The 24,902-nt window shown below is 49.0% G+C and carries 22 protein-coding genes and 1 pseudogene; 13 read left to right on the forward strand and 10 right to left on the reverse strand.

Annotation, left to right across the window (positions count from 1 at the left end):
* The first annotated feature begins 174 nt into the window (after window positions 1–174).
* Window positions 175–657 (forward strand): hypothetical protein, encoded by a 483-nt coding sequence (locus tag PY479_RS12175; protein ID WP_275483928.1) that lies wholly within the window; start codon window positions 175–177, stop codon window positions 655–657.
* Window positions 658–1,096: 439 nt separating this feature from the next.
* Here PY479_RS12175 and PY479_RS12180 read toward each other — a convergent pair whose 3' ends face one another.
* From PY479_RS12180 to PY479_RS12190, 3 genes are all read right to left on the reverse strand, one after another.
* The gene (locus tag PY479_RS12180) at window positions 1,097–2,194 is read right to left on the reverse strand and encodes an NADH:flavin oxidoreductase/NADH oxidase (protein ID WP_275483929.1); all 1,098 of its coding nucleotides are present in this window, start codon (window positions 2,192–2,194) and stop codon (window positions 1,097–1,099) included.
* 104 nt (window positions 2,195–2,298) lie between these two features.
* Complete coding sequence (locus PY479_RS12185; protein WP_275483930.1) at window positions 2,299–3,912, reverse strand: hypothetical protein; 1,614 nt, start codon at window positions 3,910–3,912, stop codon at window positions 2,299–2,301.
* Between the two features lie 101 nt (window positions 3,913–4,013).
* A complete protein-coding gene (locus tag PY479_RS12190; RefSeq protein ID WP_212594682.1) occupies window positions 4,014–5,234 on the reverse strand; it encodes a threonine/serine exporter family protein in 1,221 nt (406 codons plus the stop codon).
* Window positions 5,235–5,400: 166 nt separating this feature from the next.
* Between PY479_RS12190 and PY479_RS12195 the strand changes: the two genes are divergently transcribed.
* Window positions 5,401–5,796, forward strand: coding sequence for an MAPEG family protein (locus PY479_RS12195; protein ID WP_212596693.1), 396 nt, complete (start codon window positions 5,401–5,403; stop codon window positions 5,794–5,796).
* A 154-nt stretch (window positions 5,797–5,950) separates the two neighbouring features.
* Window positions 5,951–8,176 (forward strand): annotated as a pseudogene (locus tag PY479_RS12200) (YgiQ family radical SAM protein); the annotation flags it as partial.
* A 241-nt stretch (window positions 8,177–8,417) separates the two neighbouring features.
* Here the strand turns inward: PY479_RS12200 and PY479_RS12205 are convergent.
* Window positions 8,418–8,933 (reverse strand): GNAT family N-acetyltransferase, encoded by a 516-nt coding sequence (locus PY479_RS12205; protein WP_275483932.1) that lies wholly within the window; start codon window positions 8,931–8,933, stop codon window positions 8,418–8,420.
* A gap of 227 nt (window positions 8,934–9,160) precedes the next feature.
* On the opposite strand from PY479_RS12205, the gene PY479_RS12210 reads away from it, so the two are divergent.
* Window positions 9,161–9,487: a DUF1232 domain-containing protein gene (locus PY479_RS12210; RefSeq protein WP_212594679.1), complete on the forward strand. Its 327-nt coding sequence runs from the start codon at window positions 9,161–9,163 to the stop codon at window positions 9,485–9,487.
* 207 nt (window positions 9,488–9,694) lie between these two features.
* Entirely contained in the window at window positions 9,695–10,732 is a 1,038-nt protein-coding gene (locus PY479_RS12215; protein WP_275483933.1) for an acyltransferase, read from the forward strand.
* 54 nt (window positions 10,733–10,786) lie between these two features.
* Here the strand turns inward: PY479_RS12215 and PY479_RS12220 are convergent, their stop codons facing one another.
* The 4 genes from PY479_RS12220 to PY479_RS12235 form a co-directional block, all read right to left on the reverse strand.
* Complete coding sequence (locus tag PY479_RS12220; RefSeq protein WP_212594677.1) at window positions 10,787–11,365, reverse strand: lipid-binding SYLF domain-containing protein; 579 nt, start codon at window positions 11,363–11,365, stop codon at window positions 10,787–10,789.
* 197 nt (window positions 11,366–11,562) lie between these two features.
* Window positions 11,563–12,408 carry a hypothetical protein gene (locus PY479_RS12225; RefSeq protein ID WP_275483934.1) on the reverse strand — a complete coding sequence of 282 codons (846 nt, stop codon included), beginning with the start codon at window positions 12,406–12,408 and terminating at the stop codon, window positions 11,563–11,565.
* A 66-nt stretch (window positions 12,409–12,474) separates the two neighbouring features.
* A complete protein-coding gene (locus tag PY479_RS12230; protein ID WP_275483935.1) occupies window positions 12,475–12,846 on the reverse strand; it encodes a nitrous oxide-stimulated promoter family protein in 372 nt (123 codons plus the stop codon).
* A gap of 137 nt (window positions 12,847–12,983) precedes the next feature.
* Window positions 12,984–13,343: a DsrE family protein gene (locus PY479_RS12235; protein ID WP_212594674.1), complete on the reverse strand. Its 360-nt coding sequence runs from the start codon at window positions 13,341–13,343 to the stop codon at window positions 12,984–12,986.
* A 231-nt stretch (window positions 13,344–13,574) separates the two neighbouring features.
* Here PY479_RS12235 and PY479_RS12240 point away from each other — a divergent pair, with 231 nt between their 5' ends.
* The 7 genes from PY479_RS12240 (at window position 13,575) to PY479_RS12270 (ending at window position 18,643) form a co-directional block, all read left to right on the forward strand.
* The gene (locus tag PY479_RS12240; RefSeq protein ID WP_275483936.1) at window positions 13,575–14,213 is read left to right on the forward strand and encodes a hypothetical protein; all 639 of its coding nucleotides are present in this window, start codon (window positions 13,575–13,577) and stop codon (window positions 14,211–14,213) included.
* Window positions 14,214–14,314: 101 nt separating this feature from the next.
* Entirely contained in the window at window positions 14,315–14,608 is a 294-nt protein-coding gene (locus tag PY479_RS12245) for a hypothetical protein (RefSeq protein WP_275483937.1), read from the forward strand.
* On the forward strand, window positions 14,608–16,056 hold the full coding sequence (locus PY479_RS12250) for a YdiU family protein (RefSeq protein WP_275483938.1): 1,449 nt from the start codon (window positions 14,608–14,610) through the stop codon (window positions 16,054–16,056). Before PY479_RS12245 ends, PY479_RS12250 begins: the two co-directional genes overlap by 1 nt.
* A gap of 15 nt (window positions 16,057–16,071) precedes the next feature.
* Window positions 16,072–16,383, forward strand: coding sequence for a DUF3630 family protein (locus tag PY479_RS12255; protein ID WP_275483939.1), 312 nt, complete (start codon window positions 16,072–16,074; stop codon window positions 16,381–16,383).
* The gene (locus PY479_RS12260; protein ID WP_275483940.1) at window positions 16,380–17,375 is read left to right on the forward strand and encodes a serine/threonine protein kinase; all 996 of its coding nucleotides are present in this window, start codon (window positions 16,380–16,382) and stop codon (window positions 17,373–17,375) included. Before PY479_RS12255 ends, PY479_RS12260 begins: the two co-directional genes overlap by 4 nt.
* 112 nt (window positions 17,376–17,487) lie before the next feature.
* On the forward strand, window positions 17,488–18,099 hold the full coding sequence (locus PY479_RS12265) for a thiol:disulfide interchange protein DsbA/DsbL (RefSeq protein WP_275483941.1): 612 nt from the start codon (window positions 17,488–17,490) through the stop codon (window positions 18,097–18,099).
* Between the two features lie 331 nt (window positions 18,100–18,430).
* On the forward strand, window positions 18,431–18,643 hold the full coding sequence (locus PY479_RS12270) for a DUF1107 domain-containing protein (protein ID WP_212594668.1): 213 nt from the start codon (window positions 18,431–18,433) through the stop codon (window positions 18,641–18,643).
* Here PY479_RS12270 and PY479_RS12275 read toward each other — a convergent pair whose 3' ends face one another.
* Window positions 18,644–18,847: a cell division protein ZapB gene (locus PY479_RS12275; protein WP_212594667.1), complete on the reverse strand. Its 204-nt coding sequence runs from the start codon at window positions 18,845–18,847 to the stop codon at window positions 18,644–18,646.
* A 326-nt stretch (window positions 18,848–19,173) separates the two neighbouring features.
* Between PY479_RS12275 and PY479_RS12280 the strand changes: the two genes are divergently transcribed.
* Entirely contained in the window at window positions 19,174–20,262 is a 1,089-nt protein-coding gene (locus PY479_RS12280) for a branched-chain amino acid aminotransferase (protein WP_212594666.1), read from the forward strand.
* A gap of 42 nt (window positions 20,263–20,304) precedes the next feature.
* On the opposite strand, the gene PY479_RS12285 is transcribed toward PY479_RS12280, so the two are convergent.
* Window positions 20,305–24,624 carry an EAL domain-containing protein gene (locus PY479_RS12285; protein WP_275483942.1) on the reverse strand — a complete coding sequence of 1,440 codons (4,320 nt, stop codon included), beginning with the start codon at window positions 24,622–24,624 and terminating at the stop codon, window positions 20,305–20,307.
* Window positions 24,625–24,902 lie beyond the last annotated feature (278 nt).

A 24,902-nucleotide genomic window follows, 5' to 3' on the forward strand; every position in this document is an offset into this window, starting at 1 on the left:
ATCTGCGTCTCTTTCAAGGACGGTGAATCGGACTACAGGCGTCACTTACGTTTACATGTCTTAAATCTGACTGTCCGGCTTACGTATAAAGATTCGCTTGGTCGCATCGTAAATATCTAACTGCGACAAGGTGACAACCAATTTAAACCACTTCACAAACTCAAGGAGAAACCAATGAAAAACCAAACAACCCAACTCTACATCGATGGTATTCAACACGCTGTATTGACAGAAGACAACGGTCTTTATGACTTAAACAAGGTGCATAAGCTTTTCAATCTAGAACGAGCATATCGGCCAAACCGCTGGCGTACGGAAATTAGAGATGAATTGGCGGCACAAGGCTGCATTCTGGAAGTACCCAATGGATGTGTCACCAAAACGTATGTTGGTCGAGATGCACTGTTTGCTTATGCGCTATGGGTAGAAGAGGGAATCTACACGAATCTTCTGGATGATTATTTAAAGTCTTTTATAGCCAAAAACAAAACTATTGAGCGCCTCAAGACAGAGCTCGAGAGTAAGGATTCAACCATTAAGCGCTTAGTAGAAGAGCTATGGCAAGCCCAGTCAGTTAACGATTGTCTTAAGGCTACCATTAAGTCTTTTTGTAAAGAAAATCAGAAGGAGGAATTAATCACGTTAGCAGCCGCCTAGTTCGATTGCTCAACTTGCCTCACCTATAGAAATCGCACCGTCTAAGAGGTGTGCTGGTGGCAAGTTGTGCTTTCAGGTGAGACACAAAGTGGTACACTAGTGGGACACAAACACAGTGTACCGACTGATTTAGTGAGTTGGGTGTAAGCAAGTACCGCGATGCTGGTAGAACTATTCGTGGGAACGTAAAGTTGACTCGGAGAGCGCCAAATAGGGTTCCTTATGGCGTGGCTCGCGTCGGAACCGGGTAGATTGCTTGAGCCTGCGAGCGATTGCAGGCCTAGAGGAATGGCTGCCGCTCCCTTCGGGGAGAACAGAACCCGGCTTATATAGTGCCAACTCACCTAATTTATAAAGCCCAGCTGATTCGCTGGGCTTTTTCTTTTGGTAGACAAACAAGTTTACGACGTTCTCGAGCGGTCGCATGAAAAGTGAAAGACTACTTATGTAGCAGCGACCTCAATCCCTGTGGTTGGCAGCGTAGATACTGCGGTGCGGCTTGCACTTCAGCGCCAAGCGCGGCAGCCGCATGCCAAGGCCAGCGCGGGTCATAAAGGATGCCGCGAGCCAGGGCGATGGCATCAGCCTGATCTTGCAGTAGAATTTTTTCGGCCTGCTGCGCATCGGTGATCAGTCCTACCGCAATCACCGGCATCTTTACCTGGGCGGTAATCGCGGCGGCAAATGGCACTTGGTAGCCAGCGCCGATAGCAATTTGTTGTTGGTCTGATAAGCCGCCGCTGGAGACATGAATATAATCGCAACCGCGATGATCCAGTTCCCGTGCAAACGCAATACTTTGTGGCAGATCCCAGCCGCCATCCACCCAATCGGTAGCGCTGATGCGCACGCCCACCACAAAATGGCGGGGCAGCGCAGCGCGAACTGCATCAAATACTGCCAGTGGCAGTCGCATGCGGTTGCTGAGGGAACCGCCAAAGTCATCATTTCGTTGATTGCTGAGTGGCGATAGAAATTGATGCAGCAGATAACCGTGAGCTGCATGCAGTTCTACGCCATTCATCCCCGCAGCGTGCGCCCGTTTTGCGGCGGCAACAAACTGGTTGATGCAGTCGTCTATCTGGGCGTCGGTCATCGCCAGTGGCAGTCGTTGTCCTTCGGTAAACGGCACCGCACTTGGCGCGATGGTTTGCCAACTGCGCTCATCCGTTTCAGGTAGTTGCTGGCCGCCATCCCACGGTTTGTGGCAAGAAGCTTTACGCCCGGCATGGCCTAGCTGTACCAACAAAGGCATATCTGAATCCCGCCGAATATCGCGTACTAGCTGCTGTAAGGCATACTGACATTGATCGTTCCATAACCCCACATCGGCGTAAGAAATTCGGCCCTCCGGCGCTACGGCCGAGGCTTCAACGATCAACATCCCAGCTGCAGACTGCGCCAGATTGCCATAATGTTGCCAATGCCACGGCTGTACGACACCGTTGTCGGCGGAATACATACACATAGGGGCGATGATAATGCGATTTTTCAGCGTGAGTGACCCCACGGTCAGGGGACTGAACAGCTTTGCCACGAGATGCCTCCTTTGCAAGACTATTGTTGCCGTGGCAGTTAAAAGCACGACACTAGGAGACCATTGTATGCTTTGATGGGCTGTGGTTGGCAAGTGGGCGTGGATCAGAAATGACTTTTTACTTCAAAGCGCCATTCCCAGCCGTTGACGTTTTCCCCGTTACTCATCGGCAAGCTGAAGTCGATGTGTACCACGTTGCCATAACTGGAGCGGGATGAATAGATACGTGCGCCAACACCGATGGCGCCGATGGGATGTGAGATTTCGTTATCGTCCGATAACGGTCCACCAAACGCCTGCCCCACGTCGATGAATGCCGCCCAACCTAATTCTGCGAGTTGGTACAGATTGATATTGGGATAGTTACGTAGTTCGGTGGTGAGCAGCCACAGCTGGTCTCCATATTGAAACTCGTTAGGGTAGCCTCGCATGCCGGTTTCATCCCCAAGCGTTAATGGCAAATCCCAAAAATTGTGGCGAGAAGTTGTCATCCGCACACGTGAGTAGGCTGACCACTTTTGATTGAAACGGTAAAAGTATTCGGCGGTAGCACTTACCCGGTAATAGTCCGGCTGGGCTGTCGCAAAAACGCCTTCGGCATTCATTGCCAGTAATAACAACTCGTTATCGTCGGCATAGCCGCGATTCATCTGCCAATTAAGGTGGTAACCGAGGTGATCGCCATCATTGGTTTCTAGGCCCAAACGCAGTTTATGGTGCCAGCCAAGGTTAATATCCTCATTAAAATTAATCAGATGCACATTGGTCATGACCCGATAATCATCTTGCAGATATTCCCATTCTGTCCATGGGTAAATGAAATCGCGATCCTGTGGCAGCGGCAGTAGTGGTTGGCCCGGCACCGGCGCAAATGTGTGGCGGTCACGTGTGATACCAAAGCGTAGTCGTTGGCGAACGGCGCCATCACTGCTGAGCAGCTTCCCCCAGTAAAATTCTGCGAAATCCATCCCCTCCTTGTATTCTTGCAGATCTTCACCGTTCTGCCGAAAAGTGTTGATGCGATCGACACTTAAGTATTCTCCCCCATAAGCTCGGGTATCCATCAGTGTGTAAAACGGCTTGTCGAACTTTAGCCACGTGGATTTGCCATCATCATTATCGGCAAAGCTGGCCGCTACCCGGGCATTTTTGATAATCGTGAGCGGAGTTTCGAAATCAAATTTGTAGCCAGTGCGGTTTTCATCTGATTGATATTCCAGTTGGGTTTGCATCCCCAAGCCGAGAATATTGTCGTCCTTAATGCCAAATGAGTAGCGATTTTTACCGCCGCTGCGGCCCCAATCCACCGTCGGCAATAATGACCACTGATCCCACGTCTCTACCAATAGATTTACTGGCTGATTCGGGCTGCTTTTGCTGGCGGGAACTTTAAGAATTTTGGCATCGCGCAGGTAAGGTTCTTTTCTGAGGATACGCTGTGCCTCTTCTAACTGTTTCTGGGTGATAACATCCCCTTCTTTAAAACTCAGGCGCTCCAGTACAACTGAATCTCGGGTATTGATGTGAACGGCATTGGCCCAGCGGTGCAAAAAAATGGCGTTATCGGCTGATTCATCAAAGATAGGGTTGGTCATCACCTGAATATGGCCGACGACGAAACTATTGTCGTCAGCGGCTGGTTTGGCTACAGGTGTCGCATATCCCGATATACTGACAGCGGCCGTCGCCAGTAACCACAGTACCTGGTGATAATGCATTCAGCGCTCCCCAAAACAACACAGTGTTGAACCGGACTATTTGAATCATAGTCGTTTTTTGGAAATGTGGCGGAATGTCACGACGGTTTTTGACGATCCTGTTACAGCGTGGAGCGCGGGGTGATTACAACATTGGAAAAGATTAGCCCAGCGACCAGTGACATAAAAATCAGGAACAGCTGCGCCCCCAAATGTGGCTGTGCCAGCATGGTATCTCCGGACACGAATGCATTGAGCCCAAGATAGGTCTTGCTGCCGGGAACCAGGATCACGATGCCCTGTAATAACGCGATAGAGGCCGGGGCTCTGGTCCAGCGAGAAAACAGATTGGCATAGATGCCTACTGCCAGCGCGCCAAAGAAAATACCGATGGAATCGCCAAGATAGATACCGCCGAACATCGCCGCGACAAACGCCAAGACTCCGGCAAAGATTCCCCAAGGTGCATCTTTCAGGCGGGCTTTGAAAATGAATACTAGTGCTGAAGATAATAATGGGACTGCCAGCCAACTGGCCCAGCGCGGTAATGATGTCGGCTCAATAAACAGATCCTGACCAAATATCGCGCTGCCAATAGCAACTCCAAGCACTGCGCCAAAATAGAGTTTGAACAATACCATGACGGCATCCATGATGCGCATGGTGCCAGACATCAGATCGCGGGCAGACAATTCTGCCAGCCCGAGGGTCAGTCCCAAGCCGGGAATAAACACAATGATGCCGGAGAGGATCACTACCGGGATGTTGATGGATGGGTCCAGCAAGGCAAAGCCACAACTGACGATTCCGGCGACCGTGGCTGCTAGTGGCTCCAGCAATTCGGCCATACGTTTGGAGTGCTCAGCAGCGAACACCAACCCGTACACTATCAGCCCGACAATGCCAGACCAGAACACGTCATTCCAGCTGGTGGCCATCAGCATGGCAAACGCGGCACCAGCACAACCATACGCGCAGAGGGTTAGTAGCGGTCCGTATGGATTGGGCATTTCAGCAATTTGATCAAGACGTTGCAACGCCTCTGACAAGGTACGCTGTCCACTGCGCAGTTCTTCCACCAGCGCATCAGTGCGTGCCAGCGCGCCCAAATCCAGCTCTCCAGGTTTTACTCGGGCAACGTGGTTGTATTCCTGATCGGTATCGTGCTGTAACACGAAGGTCATGGACGTTGGGGAGATCAGAAAGTAACCGTCCAGCCCCAGCGTTTTGGCGACAGTTTGCAGATGGGTTTCCAGACGATAAGCTGGTGTACCAAATTTGTGCAAAGCCTTGCCCAGCTTTATTATAAAGCGGCGTTTTTCCAGAAATTCCTGATTGTCCACTGGGGAGCCTCGTACTTGTGTATCAAGGTGGCCGGCAAGGCAACATGCCAATTTGGCGCGCATTTTAAAGGAATTTTATCTCAAGGGAATAATGACATAAAAAATTAAATTTCCTAAGGTTATTTAACCATATCGGCAGTGATAAACGCTGTCAGCGGAGAAAATGATGACACTGTATGTTTCTGGTTTTTATTGCGCGTTAACAACCTTCTTGGCGCTGTTTTTGAGTGCCCGAGTCGTGCAACTTCGAGTGCGTTTTAAAGTCGGGGTAGGCAATGGCGAACATCCTGAGATTTATCTCGCACGGCGGGCGCACGGGAATCTGCTGGAAAATGCGCCGTTGGGGTTGCTACTGCTGGCAATCGCTGAGTTAGATGGCTTGCATGCAGGATGGTTACATCTGTTTGGTACGGTGATGCTGGTGTCTCGCTTGCTACATGCCATCGGGTTGACGCAGGGGAAAGGTGGTCCGCACATGGGCCGTATGTTGGGCATGTTGGGAACCTGGGGGGTGATGGTGGCATTGGCTGTCGTTGATATTGTGATGTTCCTTGAAGCTTAAAGCCCGCAAGCTGCTTAAGGGTATTACGAAAGAGTGCAGAAAAAGGCACTTATTGCTGAAAAATTGTTCACACTTAATCAGGGTGCCCTGTTATACTCCGCGCCCCTGAAGGCCGTGTTGCCAGAGTTTGTTTAAGCCAGTTGGTTGGATACACATGCACGTTGAGTCCAGTTTATTTCGTTATCCTCGTTATCGCGCCGATCTGAAACCTGCGCCGTTTCTGCCAATGTCTCGTAAAGAGATGGAACAGCTTGGCTGGGACAGTTGTGATGTGATCGTGGTGACCGGCGATGCCTATGTGGATCATCCTAGCTTCGGTATGGCGGTGATTGGCCGCATGCTGGAAGCGCAAGGGTTCCGTGTCGGGATCATCGATCAGCCAGACTGGCAGCGCAAAGACGATTTTATGCGCCTCGGTCGCCCCAATCTGTTCTTTGGCGTCACCGCTGGCAATATGGACTCAATGATCAACCGTTACACTGCCGATCGCCGATTGCGCACCGACGATGCTTATACGCCGGGTAATGTGGGCGGTAAGCGACCCGATCGGGCGGTAACGGTTTACACCCAGCGCTGCAAAGAAGCTTATAAAGAGGTGCCGGTGATTATCGGCGGCATCGAGGCCAGTCTGCGCCGCATCGCCCATTATGATTACTGGCAAGATAAAGTGCGCCGCAGTGTACTGTTTGACAGTAAAGCCGACCTGCTGATTTACGGCAACGCCGAACGGCCTTTGGCCGAAGTGGCACATCGTCTGGCAAAAGGCGATGACATTGGTGATATGCAGGATATTCGCGGTACGGCGGTGCTGCGTAAAACCGCATTGCCGGAATGGAAAGGTGTCGACTCCCGTAAAATCGACCAGCTACATAAAATCGATCCTATTCCCAATCCCTATGGCGCCGATGATGTGGGTTGCCAGAATCTCTCTGGCCCCAGTGATGTGAAAGTGTTTGATAATGACGCGCCACAAGCCATCACTGTGCAGCCGCCCCGTCCTAAGCCCTGGGAGAAAACCTATGTACTGTTGCCAGCATTTGAGCGGGTGAGTGATGATCGTTTTCTGTATGCTCATGCTTCACGGGTGTTGCATCAGGAAACTAATCCCGGTTGTGCCCGCGCGCTGTTTCAAATGCACGGCGATCGCGGTGTCTGGGTCAATCCGCCAGCGTTTCCGCTCAATACTGATGAGATGGACGCGGTGTTCGACCTGCCATATCAGCGGGTACAGCATCCCGCGTATGGCCAGCAAAAGATCCCGGCGTATGACATGATCAAAACCTCGATCAACATCATGCGAGGGTGTTTTGGTGGCTGTTCATTCTGCTCCATCACCGAGCATGAAGGACGCATTATCCAGAGCCGTTCGCAGGATTCGATTATCCGCGAAATCAAAGACATTCAGCAGAAAGTGCCAGGGTTTACCGGGGTAATTTCCGATCTTGGCGGCCCGACGGCCAATATGTACCGGCTCGGCTGTAAAAGTGAAAAAGCGGAGAAAACCTGCCGCCGTTTGTCCTGTGTTTATCCGGCAATCTGTGGCCATCTGGACACGGATCATCAACACACCATTGATCTGTATCGGGCGGCCCGTGATATCCCGGGTATCAAAAAAGTGCTGATCGCCTCCGGGGTGCGTTATGACCTGGCGATTGAAGATCCGCGTTATGTAAAAGAGCTGGTGAAGCATCATGTGGGCGGGTATCTGAAAATTGCGCCGGAGCATACGGAAGATGGGCCGCTGTCGAAAATGATGAAGCCCGGCATGGGCACCTATGACAAGTTCAAAGAGATGTTCGACCAGTATTCAAAAGAGGCCGGTAAAGAACAGTTCTTAATCCCCTACTTTATTTCAGCTCATCCCGGCACCACTGACGAGGATATGCTCAATCTGGCATTGTGGTTGAAAGCCCGTAAATTCAAATTGGATCAGGTGCAGAATTTCTACCCTTCACCCATGGCTAACGCTACCACTATGTATCACACCGGGTTGAATTCACTGCGTAACGTCAAGCATGACAGTGAAGAGGTGTTTATTCCGAAGAAAGGGCGTCAGCGCCGATTGCATAAAGCGCTGCTGCGTTATCATGATCCGGAAGGTTGGCCGTTGATCCGCGAAGCGCTGATCAGCATGAAACGTGAAGATTTGATCGGTACCGGTCCACAACATTTGGTGCCGCCAGCTGGTCGCGCTGAGCAATTTGCGCGTAAACAGAGCAACAAACCTGCGGCAAAGGGCAAACAGGGGCTAACCCGTTTTAGCAGTAATCAGTTTGCCAACAATGTCAGCAAGAGTGAAGGTAAACAGGCAAAACCCGCGACAACATCTGCGCCACGAGCTCAGGCAGAAACGACTAAGCCCAACTCGCCGCGTGGTCGTCATAAACCTGCGCAGCATAAAGCCAGATAACTCTCCCACGCTTATCGACCAAAAGTCCGGCCAATAGCCGGATTTTTAGTCTTCATAACATGTTAGTTGGCGCGATTAACCTATTGCAAATCAACATCTAAGGTCGATTTTATCTGTGTTGGGTTTTAGGTCGACCACGCTGTAAGCCGAAAAGTTCGTTGTCACCGAGAGTGCCTGGATTTGGCGTCGGTTAGTTCTTTTTCTATCCGCGTTAATCTGCCGCATGGGGTGCGAGTTTAGCGGTCAAAATATGATCTTCCCAACGGCCATTGATTTTAAGGTATCGTTTGGCCAAGCCTTCACGCTCAAAGCCCAGACGTTCCAGCAACTTCCCCGAGCGTTGATTGGTCGGCATATAGTTCGCCATTACCCGGTTCAACCGCAGTTCGTCAAAGGCAAAGTTAAGCGCTGCCTGGCACAAGGGGAGCATTTGGCCCTTTCCCTGTAACGTACTATCAATGCCATAGCCCATATAACATGCCTGCAAGGGCCCACGAATAATGTTACTTAGGGTGCAATGTCCAACGATTTGCAGGCCGCTATCTAGCACAAACCAATATTCATTAATCGGTGCTGCAAACAGTGCATCCAATCTGTGTTGCCAGTTGCTCAGCGCGTGATGACCCTTTGGGCGTAACGGTTCCCAGCGCGCAAAATGTTGTTGATTACGAATAAAATAATCGGATAACGCTTGTGCATCTTTGTGAGTGACGGCTCTTATTTTCATGATTGAATCGCTTAACTCTCAGTTGTTAAACAATCACACGGTTGATCTGTTATAGGTGATGTTTATACCTGAAATTCGTTGAAGATAGCTAAGAAATACCAATTCAAATTGATCTTTGCGATATTATGGTAAAGCCGGTGCAGTCCTAAGAAAAAGCATATCACCATGCTTTAATGTTAGAGATATGTGGCTACATAGCGCTGAGCATAGGTATCTCGGAGGAATCAATGCAGCAGCAATACAGTGAACAGGGATTTTGGGACAAGCTTAAGGGATTCGCTGTTAAAGCTGGCCGGGAAGTCGTTGAAAATGCGTTATTGCTTTATTACGCCGCACAACGTAACGACACTCCGAAGTGGGCTAAAACGGCGATTTTTGGTGCCTTGGCTTACTTTATTTCACCGCTCGATGCCATTCCGGATCTGACGCCTATCGTCGGTTTTAGTGATGACCTCGGTGCGCTTGCTGCGGCGATGGCCATGGTCAGTATGTACATTGATGATTCTGTTCGTGAAGAAGCGAGTTCCACGCTGAAGCGGTGGTTCGGAGATTAGTGATAACTATATAAATAATATCGATATTTTTGGTTTATCCAGACGCGTAAAAAATATTTTTGCAGACCTATTCCGCTTTGCTGTAATTGCCGCTATTCTGGCGGCGATTCTCCATCCAGACATTCATTTCTATTGTATGGTCCGGTCATTTCTGCCGCTGGACATGTCGTTTCTCCCGTTCCTTCTTGTTAGTCATGTGAGGCCCTTATGCGCCAGAAACAAACAGAATTTACCTATATGCGTGGCATGGCTATTTTGCTGATTGTCGCTGGCCATAGTGTTTATAACTCGGGCGAGGGATTTCCTGCGATGCTGGAAAACCTGGTACGAGGCGGTACCGCATTATTTGTATTTATCTCGGGGTATTTTTTTCACCGGGTGTTTTATCCCCGATTTGAATACCGTGGGTTTATGAGTAATAAAATTCGTAACGTGGCATTGCCCTTTTTATGGGTGTCGTTGGCTGGCCTGTTGTTGTTGATAGCCGAATGGTATTGGTTAAAAGGGCATTCGCCACAAGCGATATTGTTGGACTGCTGGTACACCGTGCGCAATGGTTATGTGTTGTTTCCTCATTGGTATGTACCTTTCATCATGGCGGTATTTGCCATTTCTCCGGTATTTATCGCTTATATTCGGCTCGCTCGCTCGTGGCGTACGGGATTGTTACTGTTATTGATGGTGACAGCGATGTTGTTACATCGGCCGATTGGCAATGTTAACGTTCTACAGTCGCTAGTGTATTTCACGCCATTCTATCTGTTGGGAATACTGTATTCACAAGAAGAGGTAGTGGTAAAACGGCTGTCAGTCCCGCTGAATGTATTAGCCTGGCTGGGATTAATCCTCAGCTTATGGGTGCAGACGAATATTGATGGGCACGTTGGTAACTATCATAAAGATGCGTGGGTATACGGAGGCATAGATTGGCAATTCGTGCAGAAATTCTGTCTGTGCATTCTGGTGCTTAAAGGCTGTGAATTGCTGACTAGAATAGGCGAGTTTCCATGGCTGGAACGGGTGGCAGATATGAGTTTTGCCATTTTCTTCCTGCATCCGATCTTTTCCATGTTATTTGGTGATGCCTGTCAGTTGCTGCATTTTAAACTCGCCCCAGGGTCAGCTCTGACTTCGGTAGCTTTGTCGATTGGCATTTTCCTGATGTTACTGTTCTTCAGCATGTGGTCAGCCATGGGGATTAAAAAAGGGCTGGGGGAGCGCTCGCGGCAATGGATTGGCTGGTAATAAAAAAGGCGACCTAATGTCGCCTGTTTTATTGATGATGCGGTTATGGCTAGTCTATTTTTGATCAAAGGTAAATGATTGCCCTGCCAGTGCCGCTTCAAACATCAAGCCGCCTTTAGCTGAAGTAAATACTGCCATGCCATTGATGTAGGATGCGGTTGCGGTTTGACTGCCGCCATGCTGACCGGCTCCCGCAGAGTTACCGATAGTGCCTGCCTGGGCATTGGCTCCCACGTTGATAGCAACTGCGGAGGCTTGGGCCCCGAACTCGAAACTGCCACTGGTAAAATCGTTATAAGCCTTGGCATCCTTAAAGAAGATGATTTCACTGTATGCTTGGCCACCGAGCTGGAAACCTATGGATACCTGAGTCAGCGATGAATCGCCAGTGTATACGCCACCACGGTATACCCGACCTTTACCATAGGCTGCACCAATCCCGATACCTCCTTTGCCAACGGTAGGGAATATGGCATAGCCGTAAGCAGTATTAAAAAATTTATGGGTTTCAGTGGCCTTTTGGAATGTTGTCAGCGCATCACTGTAGCTATCCTCGGCATGCGCTCGACCGACAAAACTAATACTGGCAACTAGCGCAATGGTGGCTAGCAAAATACTGTTAAAGGTTTTCATTTCGAACCTCCATCCATTTGAGTTTTAACGGCAGGTGTTCCCGTTGTTTGGGCACTAGCTTACCTTCCAGTATCCAAAAAAACAGTGTGGCAGCAGAAAAAAGCGTTTCTTTTTGGCTACTTGTCAGCTTAGGTTCAGTAAAAAAGCGTGCTGAAACGTCAAAATTGTGAGCTTAGTTAATGTTTCTTTGGCAGTTATTAGTGGTGCTTACCAGAGCGCATAAGCTGACGAATAAACTGTCGCTCCTCTTCAGTGAGTACATTGTCACGCCCTAGCTTTTGGCGGGCCGCTCGCCCGCGCAAATAGGCTAGATGAGTCAGTTGTTTTAAACCATAAAGTGCTAGAGCATAGATTGTTAGCAGCAGTACAACATGAGGCACAGTTTGGGTGATAGGCGATATTTGATCGCCAAATAACAGTAATAAGGCAAACGCCACAGTGCGCACCAGCCAATTAATCATTAAGGCGATTGTCAGGATTAACAGCCAACGAAATCGCAGTTGTAGTTGCGGATCTTGGCTAAGGGTGACTTGTGTTTGATGACGCAATAGTAAGCGCAAAATTAACCAGACATATAACAGCGTTTGCAGACTCAGTGCCAGCGTTAACCATAGGGTCAAACCGTTAAAAGAATTGTGTCCTGCTATCGCCAAAACGTTTTCAATGCTGGAGTGGTGAATAAATAGGGTAACAACGACCAGTGTCATTGCGACCAGCATGGGATTCACGTGCCAGAATGGGAGTTGCAGGTATAGATGGGGATAACACAAGCGCCGACAATACAAGTACACCAGCGGTAGCACTAAAAAATAGGTCGGCAGCAGTAACAGAAACAACAGTTGCGTGGGCATGTTATTCTGATTCAACATCCCCGTAAAAAAGTAGAGTGCCAACAATCCAAAAATACTGGCTAACAGCCATTTCTGCTCGCTACGGTCAAGATAAACAAACATCGCGTAGCCTGCGAGCATCAGACAGTGCAGGCCACCCAGTAGTGACAACCACCAATAGGCTTCTGTAAAAAAATGATCAAGCGCTGCCATGGCGCTCTCCGCGTGCTCTGCTTAATTAATTTTTGTCGCAGATAGCGGCAACTGCAATAAAAAGCGTTACTTCTGCTGGCGTTTCGCGCGATTAGAAGCGTTTTGGGGAGGTTTGGGCGGAAACTGCTTACGTTCGTTGAGTAAATGCCGTATCGCTAACAATGGGTGTCGCCATAACATACGGGGGCCACCATAGCGCATCACCTGCCGTATTTGTTGTTTTTGCTCGGCTTTATAGCAATGTACTGGACAATGTTTACAGGCGGCTTTGTCTTCACCGTACGGGCAGCGATCTAAACGGGTTTCTGCATAATCTAGCAATGCCTGGCATTCCGGACATAGCGTATTTTTACCACCATGATGATCACGACAATAAATTACCATCATGGCGCTGATGGTACGAAATTCCGTTTGTAACTTGCCGTGCAGCAGTGACATAACTTCTCCGGCATTGCAGCTGATGCAATCAGTTTAGCGAGCCGTCATATAAACGGGTAGCAACAGTATGGGAGATTTTGAAGATGCGCACAAAATACTACTTATGCGCATCTGCCGGTCTGTCTGTTGCTTGCTAATCAGATATGCATGACCTTATCGGCTTCAAGGGTCCAGCGCGTAAGATCGCCCAGGGTGCCAATGGCGGCACCATCGACAAGCATTTCTTGCGTGACGCCGCGAGCTTCAGCACAAGTTTTACACAGCAACAAGGGCACATTTTGCGCGGTGAGAATCTCTAACATCTGTTGCAGGTTATAGCTGAGATCCGGTGTGCTTTGGCCTTTGACTGCACTGAAAACCGCATCTGACATCAGGAAGAGCTTTAGCTCAGCTTCGGTTGCCGCAAACTCTTTCAGAGCAATCGCAATGCGTAAAGTGTTGAACATTTTTTCAGAGCCATACGGACTCGCATGAGCCACTATCAATATTTTTTGCATAACCAATATCCTTAATTGCCTCAGTTAAGTTGGCACAGTGATAACCGAATTACCCACAAATTGTTAAACAGGTCACAGGATAGGGGACCGACAGGGCAAATACGCAAAGTTAAATACTTGATTTTTACGGAGAGAATACATTAAATCTATGGTTGGTAACACAGTTTGATCGGCAAAGCTTGCGCGATGTTTTGCGGGTCTTAATTCCCTCAATGCAAATGGTGAAACAACATGTTGAAATTGATAGCCATCATTGCGCTGATCGGCGTAGGGGTATTTTTGTACCGGCGAGCACAATCGTTGGCAGCCCAAGAGCGTCATCGGCAACCACGCCCAACTCCGCCAGCGAACGAACGCCAGGATGCCGATTTTGCAGCACCAACGGCCGCCGTTGATACTGAACTGCCAGAGCCAGAGCCAGAGCCAGAGCCAGAGCCAGAGCCAGAGCCAGAGCCAGAGCCAGAGCCAGACGTCAGTTGGGCCAATGTCACCTTGAAGCGTGCACTGGCACATTACAATGCCACGACTCAAGTGATAGCACGCCACGAAGCGTTGCTGGCCGTCATCGGCGAATGTTATAAACAGCGCAAAAATAGCCAATATCTGCAGTTCGGTCAGCGCCTTGCAAAGATGTACTCACCATTATTCAGTGAGTGTCGTGAGGTAACCTTGGCCGCCGATCCTAAAGCGGTCTTTAAAGCCAATGGTTTCCTGCAGCTGTCCACTATCTGTACTGAAGCGGGTCATTATGAACAGGCCATAGATCTGTGTCAGCAAGCACTGGATTATGGTCTGGAAGACGGTACGGTCACCGGGTTTGATGGTCGCATTAAACGGATAGAAAAGGCGCGTCTGAAAGCCGGGGGCTGATAATGCCTTGGTAACTCGCTAATATAGAACTGCCATACCCGGTCTGCCAGCGGCGGCCGGGTTTCTTTTTATTTTGTCTTGATAACAGGCAGAGGTCCTCGATGAAGTATTTCCTATTTGCATTAGTCCTGCTTTCTGGGATGACAGGCTGTACTCAGGTTCCCGAGTGGACCTTATTTTATTATTCAGGACATCAGCAAGTTCCTCAGCCTGCACACCATTACGAAGCGATTAGTGGCTATTATGAAACGCTTGCGCAATGTCAGGCCAAAGGTCAGGGGTTGCAGCAATTGGCAGATACTCCGGCGGTATTTCAGTGTGCCCATCGCTGCCGCTTAGATGAGGCGAATGTGGTAACCTGTGATCTATGGCACACTTTTACTCCTGAGCACTGATGGATTTCAAACAGGATTTTTTTGAACAACTGCCCGGCTTTTATGAAACGGTGGCTCCTGCGGGTTTACCTGCTCCCAGTTGGTTAGCGTGGAGCGATGATGCCGCAGTGCTGGTGGGTAACCTGCAACCTGATGAACAACTGCTACAGCAGTTGGCCGGTAATCAACGTATGCCAGGTGCAAACTACTACGCACAGGTGTATAGCGGGCATCAATTCGGGGGATATAGTCCCCAATTAGGGGATGGTCGATCAATTATTCTTGGCGAGGCGATTGGCCCAAACGGATGTTGGGATGTGGCGCTTAAGGGCGCAGGCGCTACACCATTTTCCCGTCATGGTGATGGCCGTGCGGTAACGCGTTCTGCCATTCGGGAGTTCTTAGTATCGGAGGCACTGTTTCACCTTAATGTGCCAACCACCAGAGCGTTAGCCGTGATTGGTTCAGCATTGCCGGTATGGCGCGAAACGTTGGAAAAAGGCGCAATTACCGTACGCTTGGCTCGCAGCCACATTCGGTTTGGCCATTTTGAATACTGTTATTACAGTACTGGTGGCAAGCGTGAACAAGTTCAGCAACTTGCCGATTTCACTATCAGACAGCATTTCCCGCATCTCAGTTGCGACGCCGCCGGTTATCGGCAGTGGTTTGTGGAAGTCGTAGAAGCCACCGCCCGACTGATTGCAACCTGGCAGGCTATCGGCTTTGCTCATGGGGTGATGAATACCGATAACATGTCAATTTTGGGGGATAGTTTCGATTTCGGACCGTTCGCCTTTCTTGATACGTTTAAAGAAGATTTTATCTGTAATCACTCCGATCCCGAGGGGCGTTATGCATTCGGGCAGCAACCGGGGATTGGCTTATGGAATTTGCAATGTCTGGCCCAGGCACTAACACCACTCATATCCTCTGATGACCTGTTGGCCGCGTTAACACATTACCAGCCAATGTTAGTGCAGCATTATTTACAACTGATGCGGCAAAAGCTGGGCTTGCCAGCGCCTGCAGGTGAAGCGCATGGGCCGGAAGATTTGGGGTTGTTTGGTGCATTTACTACCATGTTGGAGCAACAGCAACTGGACTATAGCTTGACTCTGCGGCAATTCGCGACGCTGGATCCCGTGGCGAATCATTCAGATTTACGCGATATGTTTGTCGATACCTCAGCGTTTGATCATTGGTTTACCGGCTATTGCAAACGCCTGGGCAAAGTCGACAATATTGAACAGTGGCAGGAAGCGCGGCGTCTTAATAATCCGCAGTATATTTTGCGAAACTATTTGGCGCAGAAGGCAATTGCGGCAGCTGAGGCGGGCGATACCGCACCGTTGCAGCGACTGTATCAGTTGCTAAGACGCCCTTATGATGCCCAACCTGGCTATGAGGACTTCGCGCGGCGACCACCTGATTGGGGCGAAGGCTTGATTATGTCCTGCAGTAGTTAACTGGAAGCATATAGTATGAATGATCCCAAAGCAGCCAATCCCGCTGTCAGGTTGGATGTGAACGAACACACACTGATTTTTGAATTGGCGGTAGCGGATTTTGAACAGTTTCCGACTCAAGCTGAACAGCTGTGCCAGCGGTTAGATTTGCGCGTGCGTGAACGCAGTTGGGGCGCTGACAGGCATCAGTGGCTGGTCGAGTTTGAAAGTAGCTTGTTATGGCTTAATTTTGAATTTTACAGCGGTAGCTGTTGGTTAAGTTGCCAGCAACCGGAGGATTTTGAGGTGCTGCAATATCTGCAATCTTTATGGGAGTCACAGCCATGAGTGATACCTGTGCAGCATTTCACTTCAGCGGGTTAACCCCTGAGCTGATTTTAAACGCCATTGAAAGTATCGGGATCTACCCAGAAAGCGGGTTGTTGCCACTCAATAGTTATGAAAACCGCGTTTATCAGTTCCGTTGCGATCGCGGAAAACGCTATGTGGTGAAGTTTTATCGACCAGAACGTTGGAGCGATGAGCAGATCCTTGAGGAGCATGCGTTTGCTTTTGAGTTACAAGCGGCTGAAATCCCCTTAGCCGCACCGGTTAACGTGGATGGGGTGAGTCTGCATCTTTTTGAAGGGTATCGTTTTGCATTGTTTCCTTCCATCGGCGGACGCAGTTTTGAAGTGGATAATCTGGAACAGTTAGAAGCTGTTGGACAGTTTATCGGGCGCATGCATCAGTACGCCAAAGGTAGTCGTTTTCAGGCGCGAATTGCTATCAGCCCTCAGACCTTTGGCGATACCGGAATCGCGGAGATGGCTGAGTGTCAACTGATACCCGCCAAACTCAGAGCCCCGTTGCTTGAAACGACGCATACATTGCTCGAACAAGTCCGACTACAATGGCAACAGCTGACGCCATCGAAAATGCGCTTGCACGGCGATTTGCATCCAGGGAATATTTTGTGGACGCCAGACGGTCCAGGGTTTGTTGACTTAGACGATGCTTGCAATGGTCCGGCAGTGCAGGATCTGTGGATGATGCTCAGTGGTGATCGTAATCAGCAACAGCTACAACTGGAAGTATTGTTAGAGGCTTATTCGGAGTTCAGTGATTTCCATCCGGCAGAATTAAAACTGATTGAATGTTTGCGCGCATTGCGCCTGATGCATTATAACGGCTGGCTAGCCAAGCGTTGGTTAGACCCGGCATTTCCGCTGCATTTTCCGTGGTTTGCAACTGAGGATTATTGGCAGCAACAGTGGCAACTGTTTAATGACCAATTGCAGCGTCTGCATCAGCCACCGCTAAGTCTGATCCCATATTAAACATATGTTAATCCAGAATATGGCACTCAGGACTTGAGTTTCACTGGAAAAGCAGATTATTTTAGTCGGCGACCGGGGATGCCGGTCCAGAACCAAAAACAAGGAACACCCAATGAAAAAATTGTTGATCATGGCTGCGGCTTTTTTGTTGCTGCCTCTTGCGGCAAACGCGACCGAATTCAAAGAAGGGGTTAACTACAAAGTTATCTCCGATAAGCCAGCATCGGTAACACCGGTATTAACAGAATATTTTTCTTTCTACTGTCCACATTGCTATCACTTCGCCAAGACCTATTTGCCACAACTGAAGGCGAATATGCCAAAGGGGATGACGTTTAAACAAGTACACGTAGAGTTTATTGGGCGTCAGATGGGTGAGGTGATGTCTCGAGCCTGGGCAATCGCAGAGTTATTAAACGTAAGTGATAAAATCGAACCGACACTCTTTGCGGCTATTCATGAAAAGCACCAACGCTTTACTAGCATGGAAGATGTGAAACAGTTTTTTGCCTCACAAGGGGTTGATCCCAAGGAATTTGAAGCAGCGGCCAACTCCTTTATGGTGAATAGTATGGTTGCCAGCATGAAGCGTAGTACTGAAAACGCTAAAATTGATGGTGTGCCAGGGCTGGTGGTTAATGATAAGTATCTGATTGATACCCCGTCATTGAAGTCTTTTGATCAGCTGTTAGAAATTGTTAATTATCTCAGCAAACTGCAGTGATCCTTTTGGGTGACCTAAAGCCGGGCCAGTGTGCCCGGTTTTTTATTTCCCCAACCCATTAACGGGTTCTCATCGCGTTCATTAGGCAAATCGCAGACAAAAAAAACCGTACATCCCCTGAAGAGAAGTACGGATTTAGAGCCAGAGGCTCAGTTTTTACCCTGAGTAACGTCAATAATATAACCAAGCGTCAAAAAATTGGCAACCGTTGATTTTATTTATTTTTATTCCACAGAAAAACCATTTGCTCAATAAATGAGCATTTTGCGGAAACTCCTAAATGACTCTGGTTGTCCAAGGTCAGGATGAGAAAAATAATTAGGGAGGTCCCGTGCGCGTATTCCCCGTCTATGCTCCAAAGCTCATAGCCAAACATGCGAGGATTTTTCTTAAAGGGGCGGTCTGGGTGAAAGACCTAGGTCGTCTGGAGTTTGAAAAAGGACGTTTCTTGTTGCCTGGTAAAGGCCTGCCCAAGGTGAAGCAGGCGGTTATCGAACTCAATCATCTGTTAGATCTGCAGACTCAGGAAACGTCGTCGGTTTGATTAATCTACCTTTTCGGTGAGCAGACCTACCAGCCCTGACACTTTGTCGTTCCAGGTATTCAGATCCTGTTGTAGTCGCTGATTCTGCTCACTGAGAGCAAGGTTTTTCTGCTTTTCTTCATCCAATTCCAGTTTTAGGAGTTCAATCTGCTCTAATGCATTCTGGATACTGGCTTCCAGTTTGGACAGTAAATCAAGGCTCATCGGGGAAAGTCCTTCCGGTTGTTAAATAAGTCTGCGTAATTCTACCAGTGCAGCCTGACTACCGAACAGTCACAATTAGGTAACTGCTGAAAATACATACCAACGAATTACTATTGCAGGGCGACTTGTTGCATGTTTGCCGAAATCGTCAACATATCTCTGACATCCCGTTACAGTGTTCACTAGGTGTTAAATGAATTCTTGCGTTGATGTTAGGTAGTTGTTCAAAAAAAATCTAACGGTTATCGCCTTGCACCCCTGTATGCCTATTGACTTTCATTGCTGTGCTTCCTAGTCTGCTTGAACAATAGTCAAGGTAGTTCAAAATGGAAATCAAGTATCAGTTAAAACCTGCCGCAGAACGCCGCCAGGAGCAGTTCCGTCCGGAGGGTAATGTCGGGTTTGGCCGGTTGCGTACCGACCATATGTTTTTAATGGATTATTACGATGGTGAATGGCGGGATCCACGTATTGTTCCATATGGTCCTTTTTCAGTCGCACCGGGTGCAGTTGCACTACATTATGGGCAATCCATTTTTGAAGGTGCTAAAGCGTTTATGCACCAGGATGGTGAGATTTATACCTTCCGTACGAATAAGAACGCCGAACGTCTTAATCGCTCTGCTGACATTCTGTGCATTCCTTATTTGCCAGAAGAGATGCAGCTGCAGGCAATCAATGCGCTGATTGATGCGGACCGCTTATGGTTCCCGATGCAAGAAGGCGCTTGTTTGTACATTCGGCCATTTATTTTTGCCACCGAAGATCGCCTATCAGTCAGTCCATCAACTTCATACACCTTCTGTGTAGTGTTAAGCCCAAGCGGTGCTTATTATGGGGCTAACCTGAGTCCTATCAGTCTGTTGATTAGTACTCACTATCACCGTGCAGCTCCTGGTGGTACGGGGGCCAGCAAGGCATCCGGTAACTATGCTGCCTCTTTGCGTGCTGGCCGAGCTGCAAAAGAAGTGGGTGCTGCTCAGGTACTGTATCTGGACAACAACAATGTGTATATCGAGGAAGCGGGTGCGATGAACCACTTCCATATTCTGAAAGATGGCACCGTGGTCATCCCAGAATTCACCGATACCATCCTGCGTTCTATTACCTCACAGTCAATTATCGAGCTGGCAACTGAACTCGGTTATCCGGTGCGTCAGGAAATGGTGCGCTTGGATGATTTTGTGAAGGGTGTGGAATCTGGTGAAATTATTGAGGCCGGTGGTTTTGGTACTGCGGCGGTGGTATCTCCTGTTGGCTCCTACATCTTTGAAGATGGTCGCCGGATTACCGTAGGTAACGGTCAGGTGGGTGAACATGTGAAACACATTTATCAAGTGTACACCGAAATCCAAAAAGGCCTGCGTCCAGCACCTGCTGGTTGGCTGCACAAAGTGCCCCATCTCGGTCATTAAGTTGGCTATATCAATGAAAGAGCGCGGCATTTGCCGCGTTTTTTATTTGTGGCTATCGATGGTTATGGGTTGTAACAACCTGCCTGATTCGACGTTCGAAAGTGGCTTGCCAAGCAGATATCCTTGGATCTGATCACAGCCTTGATCTGCCAGGAAGTTGAGTTGTTCCTGTGTCTCGACCCCTTCAGCCACGACTTGTAAATCCAGGCTGTGAGCCAAGGCGATAATGGCACTCGTAATGGCGGCATCTTCCGGATCTTCTGAAATATCCCGTACAAACTCTTTATCAATTTTGAGCGTATGTATAGGGAAGCGTTTGAGATAGGCAAGACTGGAATAGCCAGTCCCAAAATCGTCCACCGCCAGCGTTAGTCCCAGTGCCTCCAGTTGCGTCAGGATGGCGATAGATTCTATCGGATGTTGCATTACTGCTGATTCCGTGAGTTCTAGCTCAAGTAAATTTGCTGGCAATGCAAAGGTGTCTAACGTCCGGCGGACTTCGTCCACAATCTCACTATTGAGTTGTCTGGCCGAAAGATTGATAGCGACTGGTACCGGCTGCAATCCTTGCTGGCGCCATTCGGTTAATTGCTGACACACCTGTTGCAGTACCCAGTTACCAATACTGCTGATCATGCCGGTTTCTTCTGCCAGAGGAATAAACTCTGCAGGCGATACCTGCCCTAGCTCCTGGCTATGCCAACGTAACAATGCTTCCATTCCGGTGAGTTTACTGTTTTTAACGGCAAATTTGGGCTGGTACAACAGCGAGAATTCCTGATGAGTCAGGGCTTGTTTCAGGCCGCTTTCCAGCTCCATATGCCGCACAGCAGACTGGTTCATATGTGAGGTGTAGAACTGGAAGTTATTACGTCCCATCGCTTTAGCGTGGTACATCGCGGTATCGGCAAATTTAAGCAGTTCTTCGGTGTTGTCGGCGTCGTCAGGATACATGCTGATACCAATGGAGGTCGTAATATCCAGTACGGTCTGACCAAAGGCGAACGGTTGCTTTAACGTATTGATAATCTTCTCTGCAATCACGGTCGCGGCTTTGGTTTTTCGTACGCCTTCCAGAATGATGGTGAACTCATCCCCGCCGATACGTGCTACGGTGTCGCCTTCGCGGATCACCCGCCGCAAGCGTTCAGCAACTGCGGCTAACAACCGATCGCCGACCTGATGACCACGGGTATCATTGATATTTTTAAAGCGGTCCAAATCCAAAAACAGTAAGGCGACTTTGGTGTCGGTGCGTGAAGCCTGTAGCAGCGCGTGCTCCAAGCGATCCTGAAACAGTGTGCGGTTAGGCAAATCCGTTAACTGATCGTAATTGGCCATTAGCCGCAAATCTTCCTCAGCTTTTTTACGTTCGGTGATGTCGTTAAATACCATGACCAAGTGGCTAGTTTGCCCCAGATGGTCCTGCACTTGATTGGCTTCCATCCATACCGGCAGCAATTTTCCACGGCGAGTACGAATTTGCATCTCCTTGGCCCAACTATGATGATGCAACATGGTAATTTCAGCTTGCTGATAGAAGCTGCGTGGGTAGAGTCCGCGAGTAAGAAAGAGGATCGGCTTGCCCTTGATATTATGGTCACTAAAGCCGGTAAGCTGCGTAAACGCCGGATTGACATCAATTACCCGGTAATCGAGATCCGTAATGACGACTGCCTCGTTCATACTTTCCAACACCTGATAAGATAAGCGCAGCTGGTCTTCCTGTTGCTTGCGGCTGGAGATATCGGTCAGCGTTCCGGCCATGCGCAATGGATGACCATTTTTATCCCATTCCACCGCTTTACCGCGATCCAGCCCCCATAACCATTGCCCATCTGCACTTTTTAATCGATATTCTGCCTCGTAAAACGGTGATTCACCGCGAATGTACCGTTGCAATAGTTCGGTTGTTCTGGGCAGATCTTCAGGGTGTATCTGGCTGTTAAATTTTTGTCGATCGATCTCTTCACTATATTCATCGCCATGCAGTTGACTGGTGATATACAGGCGATCACTCTTCAGTTGCCAGTCCCACATGCGCCCACCTGTCCCCAGGAGTGCCAGTCGTAAACGTTTCTCTGAGGCATTAATTTCCCGTTGAATCCGCTGATCATGGAGGCGTTGTTTGAGATAGTGACGGAACATCAAACCTAATATGGTGCTGAGCAGCAGTAAATACACCGCGTAAGCCCATACGGTACGATAGTAGGGCGGCTGAATATGGATATGTGCCAGCAATTGCGGTGCTTCGTGCTGGTTACCCTCAAGTTGATAACGCCCCCATAAACGATAATCGCCAGGGGCAAGATTAGTGTAACTTACCAAATGCTGGTTACGCAGCGGCGTCCAGTTGTTATCCTGACCCTCCAGCAAAAAACTGAAGTTATCATGCCCAGGGTAGCTAAAGTCGTTGGCCGTCACCTCGAAATTCAGCACCTTGCGACTGAACGGCAATGTAATTTGCTGCTGAGTCCCGAGTTGGTAATAAGCGTGCCGCTGTTCTCCAAGTTGCCATGCTGCAAGTGCGATGCTAATAGCCGGTCTGGCGGGAGGAATCCCTGCCGGGTTGAAATGATTCAGACCATTGATGCCACCAAACCAAATGCTGCCATCTGGGTCCTGCCATTTTACCCCACCGTTAAACTCCAGCGCTTGCAGGCCTTCGTTCTCATTAAAGGTTTCGATACTGTTATTGGCTGGATGCAACCGGCTGATCCCGGCATTGCTGCTGAACCAGATATCACCGTTAGCCGCTTCAGCTAATGCATAAATAGTGTTCGTTGGTAGGCCATTTTGCTGACTTATCGTGGTCATTTTTCCGTGAACATAATGGGTCAGACCTCCGTGGGTTGCCAGCCAGATACTCCCGTCTTTTGCCGGCAAGATGTCTCGGACAAATGGGTGCGGCAGTTCTTCACCGGGAAAAATTAAGGTTTCGCCGGTATCTGGGTTAAGCCAGTATGCTCCCATCATGGTACTGACCCATAAGCCACTGGCATCCGACTTCATATTAAGAATCGTCTGATGTGGTTCATTGCTGGTTGGGAGAATGGCGGTAGCTGGGGTGTATGGCTTGGCCTCGTCTGTTTGAGGATCAAATTGGTAAAGCCGCCGCCCCGCCGCGAACCAAATTCGATGTTGCGTATCAATGGTCAGTGCTCTAACAAATCCCAGCTTAGCGGTCTGTGGAAATAACTGTAACTCACCTGCTAACGTCAATTTAGCCAAGCCACTGCTGGTGGCTACCCAGAGCTGCTGTTGATCATCTTCAGCAATGTCCATCACCCGCATATGCAGCATATCTGGGGCAATATTCAGTGCCTTGGCGAATGCTGCGTTGAACGCGTGATAATTTCCCTTTGCATCAAGTTTGAATAAGCCAGCATTATTGGTTCCCAGATAGAGATTGCCGTCGCTACTGCGGAAAATCGCCCGGTAATTATTGAAGTGCCGCTGGTTATAAGGATCCTGTTGGTTAAAGATGTGCGCAAAGTACTGGCGGGTAATATTGATGCGATTCAGCCCGGAATAATGAGTGCCAATCCACAGGTTACCTTGTTTATCTAACAGCAGATTATAGATGTCATCATCGCTAAGGCCGGTGGCATTAAAGGGACTGTAGCGATAAACGTGTTCCTGCCATTGCCCGTTCTGATACTGCAAATTGATAATGCCGGTGCTATCCCCGCCCAGCCATAGATTATCCGCAGAGACAAAAGCGATATCGTGGATAATTTGATTGCTGTGGGGGAGTTGGTAAATTTTTTGTGGTGCTAAGGCTAAGTTGTTGTAGTGCCACAGGCTGTCGCCCCCAGCTAGCCAAAGGCTGTTGTCTGGCGCTTTGATCGCCTTGAGGTTTGACGCTGAACCAGCAGGCAAGGGCACAGGTAACCATTGCCCGGCGCGGAAAATATATGCACCGTCATTAACGGTTGAAATGAATAAGCTATTACTGCCCATCGAATACAAACTATTGATAATGGGCAGGTCTCCATCCCCCACTGCCACCGGAAGCATCTGCTTGCCATCATCACTCAGGCGATATAATCCTTTTGTGGTGCCGACCCAGAGTTGTTTGCCGATAGTCGCCATATCAACAATTTGCAGACTCTTAAGGCCTTGGGCGGCCCCGTAGCGGCGGAAGTTACCTGTGTCTGGCTGAAACAGATTAACGCCACCACTGTAGGTCCCAACCCAGATACGGCCATCGCTGCCTTGTACAATCTTCGTAATGAAACTGTCGCTGAGGCTATCCTCGTGAAAAGGATCGTGCAGGAATAGATTGAAGTCAGTGCCGTTATAGCTCTGTAAACCATCTTGCGTACCAATCCACAGTATGCCGCCTTTGTCTTCAAACAAAGCATAGACACTGTTCTGGTGCAGACCATTAAGGCTGTTAATGTGTTGGAATCGCAGCTTCGATAAGGGAACGGCTATTAGTGAAGTCGATAGCGTTCCAAGGCAGCACACCAGCACGAGCAAACTCAGGAGTCGACGCAAAAGGAGCCTGTAACAATATTATTAATTATGAATTACATATCCTATAACAAAGCACAGGAAACTGCCTACCGTTGCAGGGGATAAAAAAGGCCTTGCCGGAAGGGGAGGAAGCAAGGCCTTTTTGGTTAGAACTCGTT

The organism is Shewanella sp. A32 (genome assembly GCF_029167175.1).
Lineage (GTDB): Bacteria > Pseudomonadota > Gammaproteobacteria > Enterobacterales > Shewanellaceae > Shewanella > Shewanella yunxiaonensis.

Excerpts from the sequence above, each read along its gene's own strand:
- PY479_RS12225 (WP_275483934.1), bottom strand. The coding sequence starts at position 12,408 with ATGGCAGCGCTTGATCATTTTTTTACAGAAGCCTATTGGTGGTTGTCA.
- PY479_RS12255 (WP_275483939.1), top strand. The coding sequence starts at position 16,072 with ATGAATGATCCCAAAGCAGCCAATCCCGCTGTCAGGTTGGATGTGAAC.
- PY479_RS12240 (WP_275483936.1), top strand. The coding sequence starts at position 13,575 with ATGTTGAAATTGATAGCCATCATTGCGCTGATCGGCGTAGGGGTATTT.
- PY479_RS12265 (WP_275483941.1), top strand. The coding sequence starts at position 17,488 with ATGAAAAAATTGTTGATCATGGCTGCGGCTTTTTTGTTGCTGCCTCTT.
- PY479_RS12195 (WP_212596693.1), top strand. The coding sequence starts at position 5,401 with ATGACACTGTATGTTTCTGGTTTTTATTGCGCGTTAACAACCTTCTTG.
- PY479_RS12250 (WP_275483938.1), top strand. The coding sequence starts at position 14,608 with ATGGATTTCAAACAGGATTTTTTTGAACAACTGCCCGGCTTTTATGAA.
- PY479_RS12235 (WP_212594674.1), bottom strand. The coding sequence starts at position 13,343 with ATGCAAAAAATATTGATAGTGGCTCATGCGAGTCCGTATGGCTCTGAA.
- PY479_RS12215 (WP_275483933.1), top strand. The coding sequence starts at position 9,695 with ATGCGCCAGAAACAAACAGAATTTACCTATATGCGTGGCATGGCTATT.
- PY479_RS12220 (WP_212594677.1), bottom strand. The coding sequence starts at position 11,365 with ATGAAAACCTTTAACAGTATTTTGCTAGCCACCATTGCGCTAGTTGCC.
- PY479_RS12275 (WP_212594667.1), bottom strand. The coding sequence starts at position 18,847 with ATGAGCCTTGATTTACTGTCCAAACTGGAAGCCAGTATCCAGAATGCA.
- PY479_RS12230 (WP_275483935.1), bottom strand. The coding sequence starts at position 12,846 with ATGTCACTGCTGCACGGCAAGTTACAAACGGAATTTCGTACCATCAGC.
- PY479_RS12185 (WP_275483930.1), bottom strand. The coding sequence starts at position 3,912 with ATGCATTATCACCAGGTACTGTGGTTACTGGCGACGGCCGCTGTCAGT.
- PY479_RS12260 (WP_275483940.1), top strand. The coding sequence starts at position 16,380 with ATGAGTGATACCTGTGCAGCATTTCACTTCAGCGGGTTAACCCCTGAG.
- PY479_RS12210 (WP_212594679.1), top strand. The coding sequence starts at position 9,161 with ATGCAGCAGCAATACAGTGAACAGGGATTTTGGGACAAGCTTAAGGGA.
- PY479_RS12245 (WP_275483937.1), top strand. The coding sequence starts at position 14,315 with ATGAAGTATTTCCTATTTGCATTAGTCCTGCTTTCTGGGATGACAGGC.
- PY479_RS12205 (WP_275483932.1), bottom strand. The coding sequence starts at position 8,933 with ATGAAAATAAGAGCCGTCACTCACAAAGATGCACAAGCGTTATCCGAT.
- PY479_RS12175 (WP_275483928.1), top strand. The coding sequence starts at position 175 with ATGAAAAACCAAACAACCCAACTCTACATCGATGGTATTCAACACGCT.
- PY479_RS12280 (WP_212594666.1), top strand. The coding sequence starts at position 19,174 with ATGGAAATCAAGTATCAGTTAAAACCTGCCGCAGAACGCCGCCAGGAG.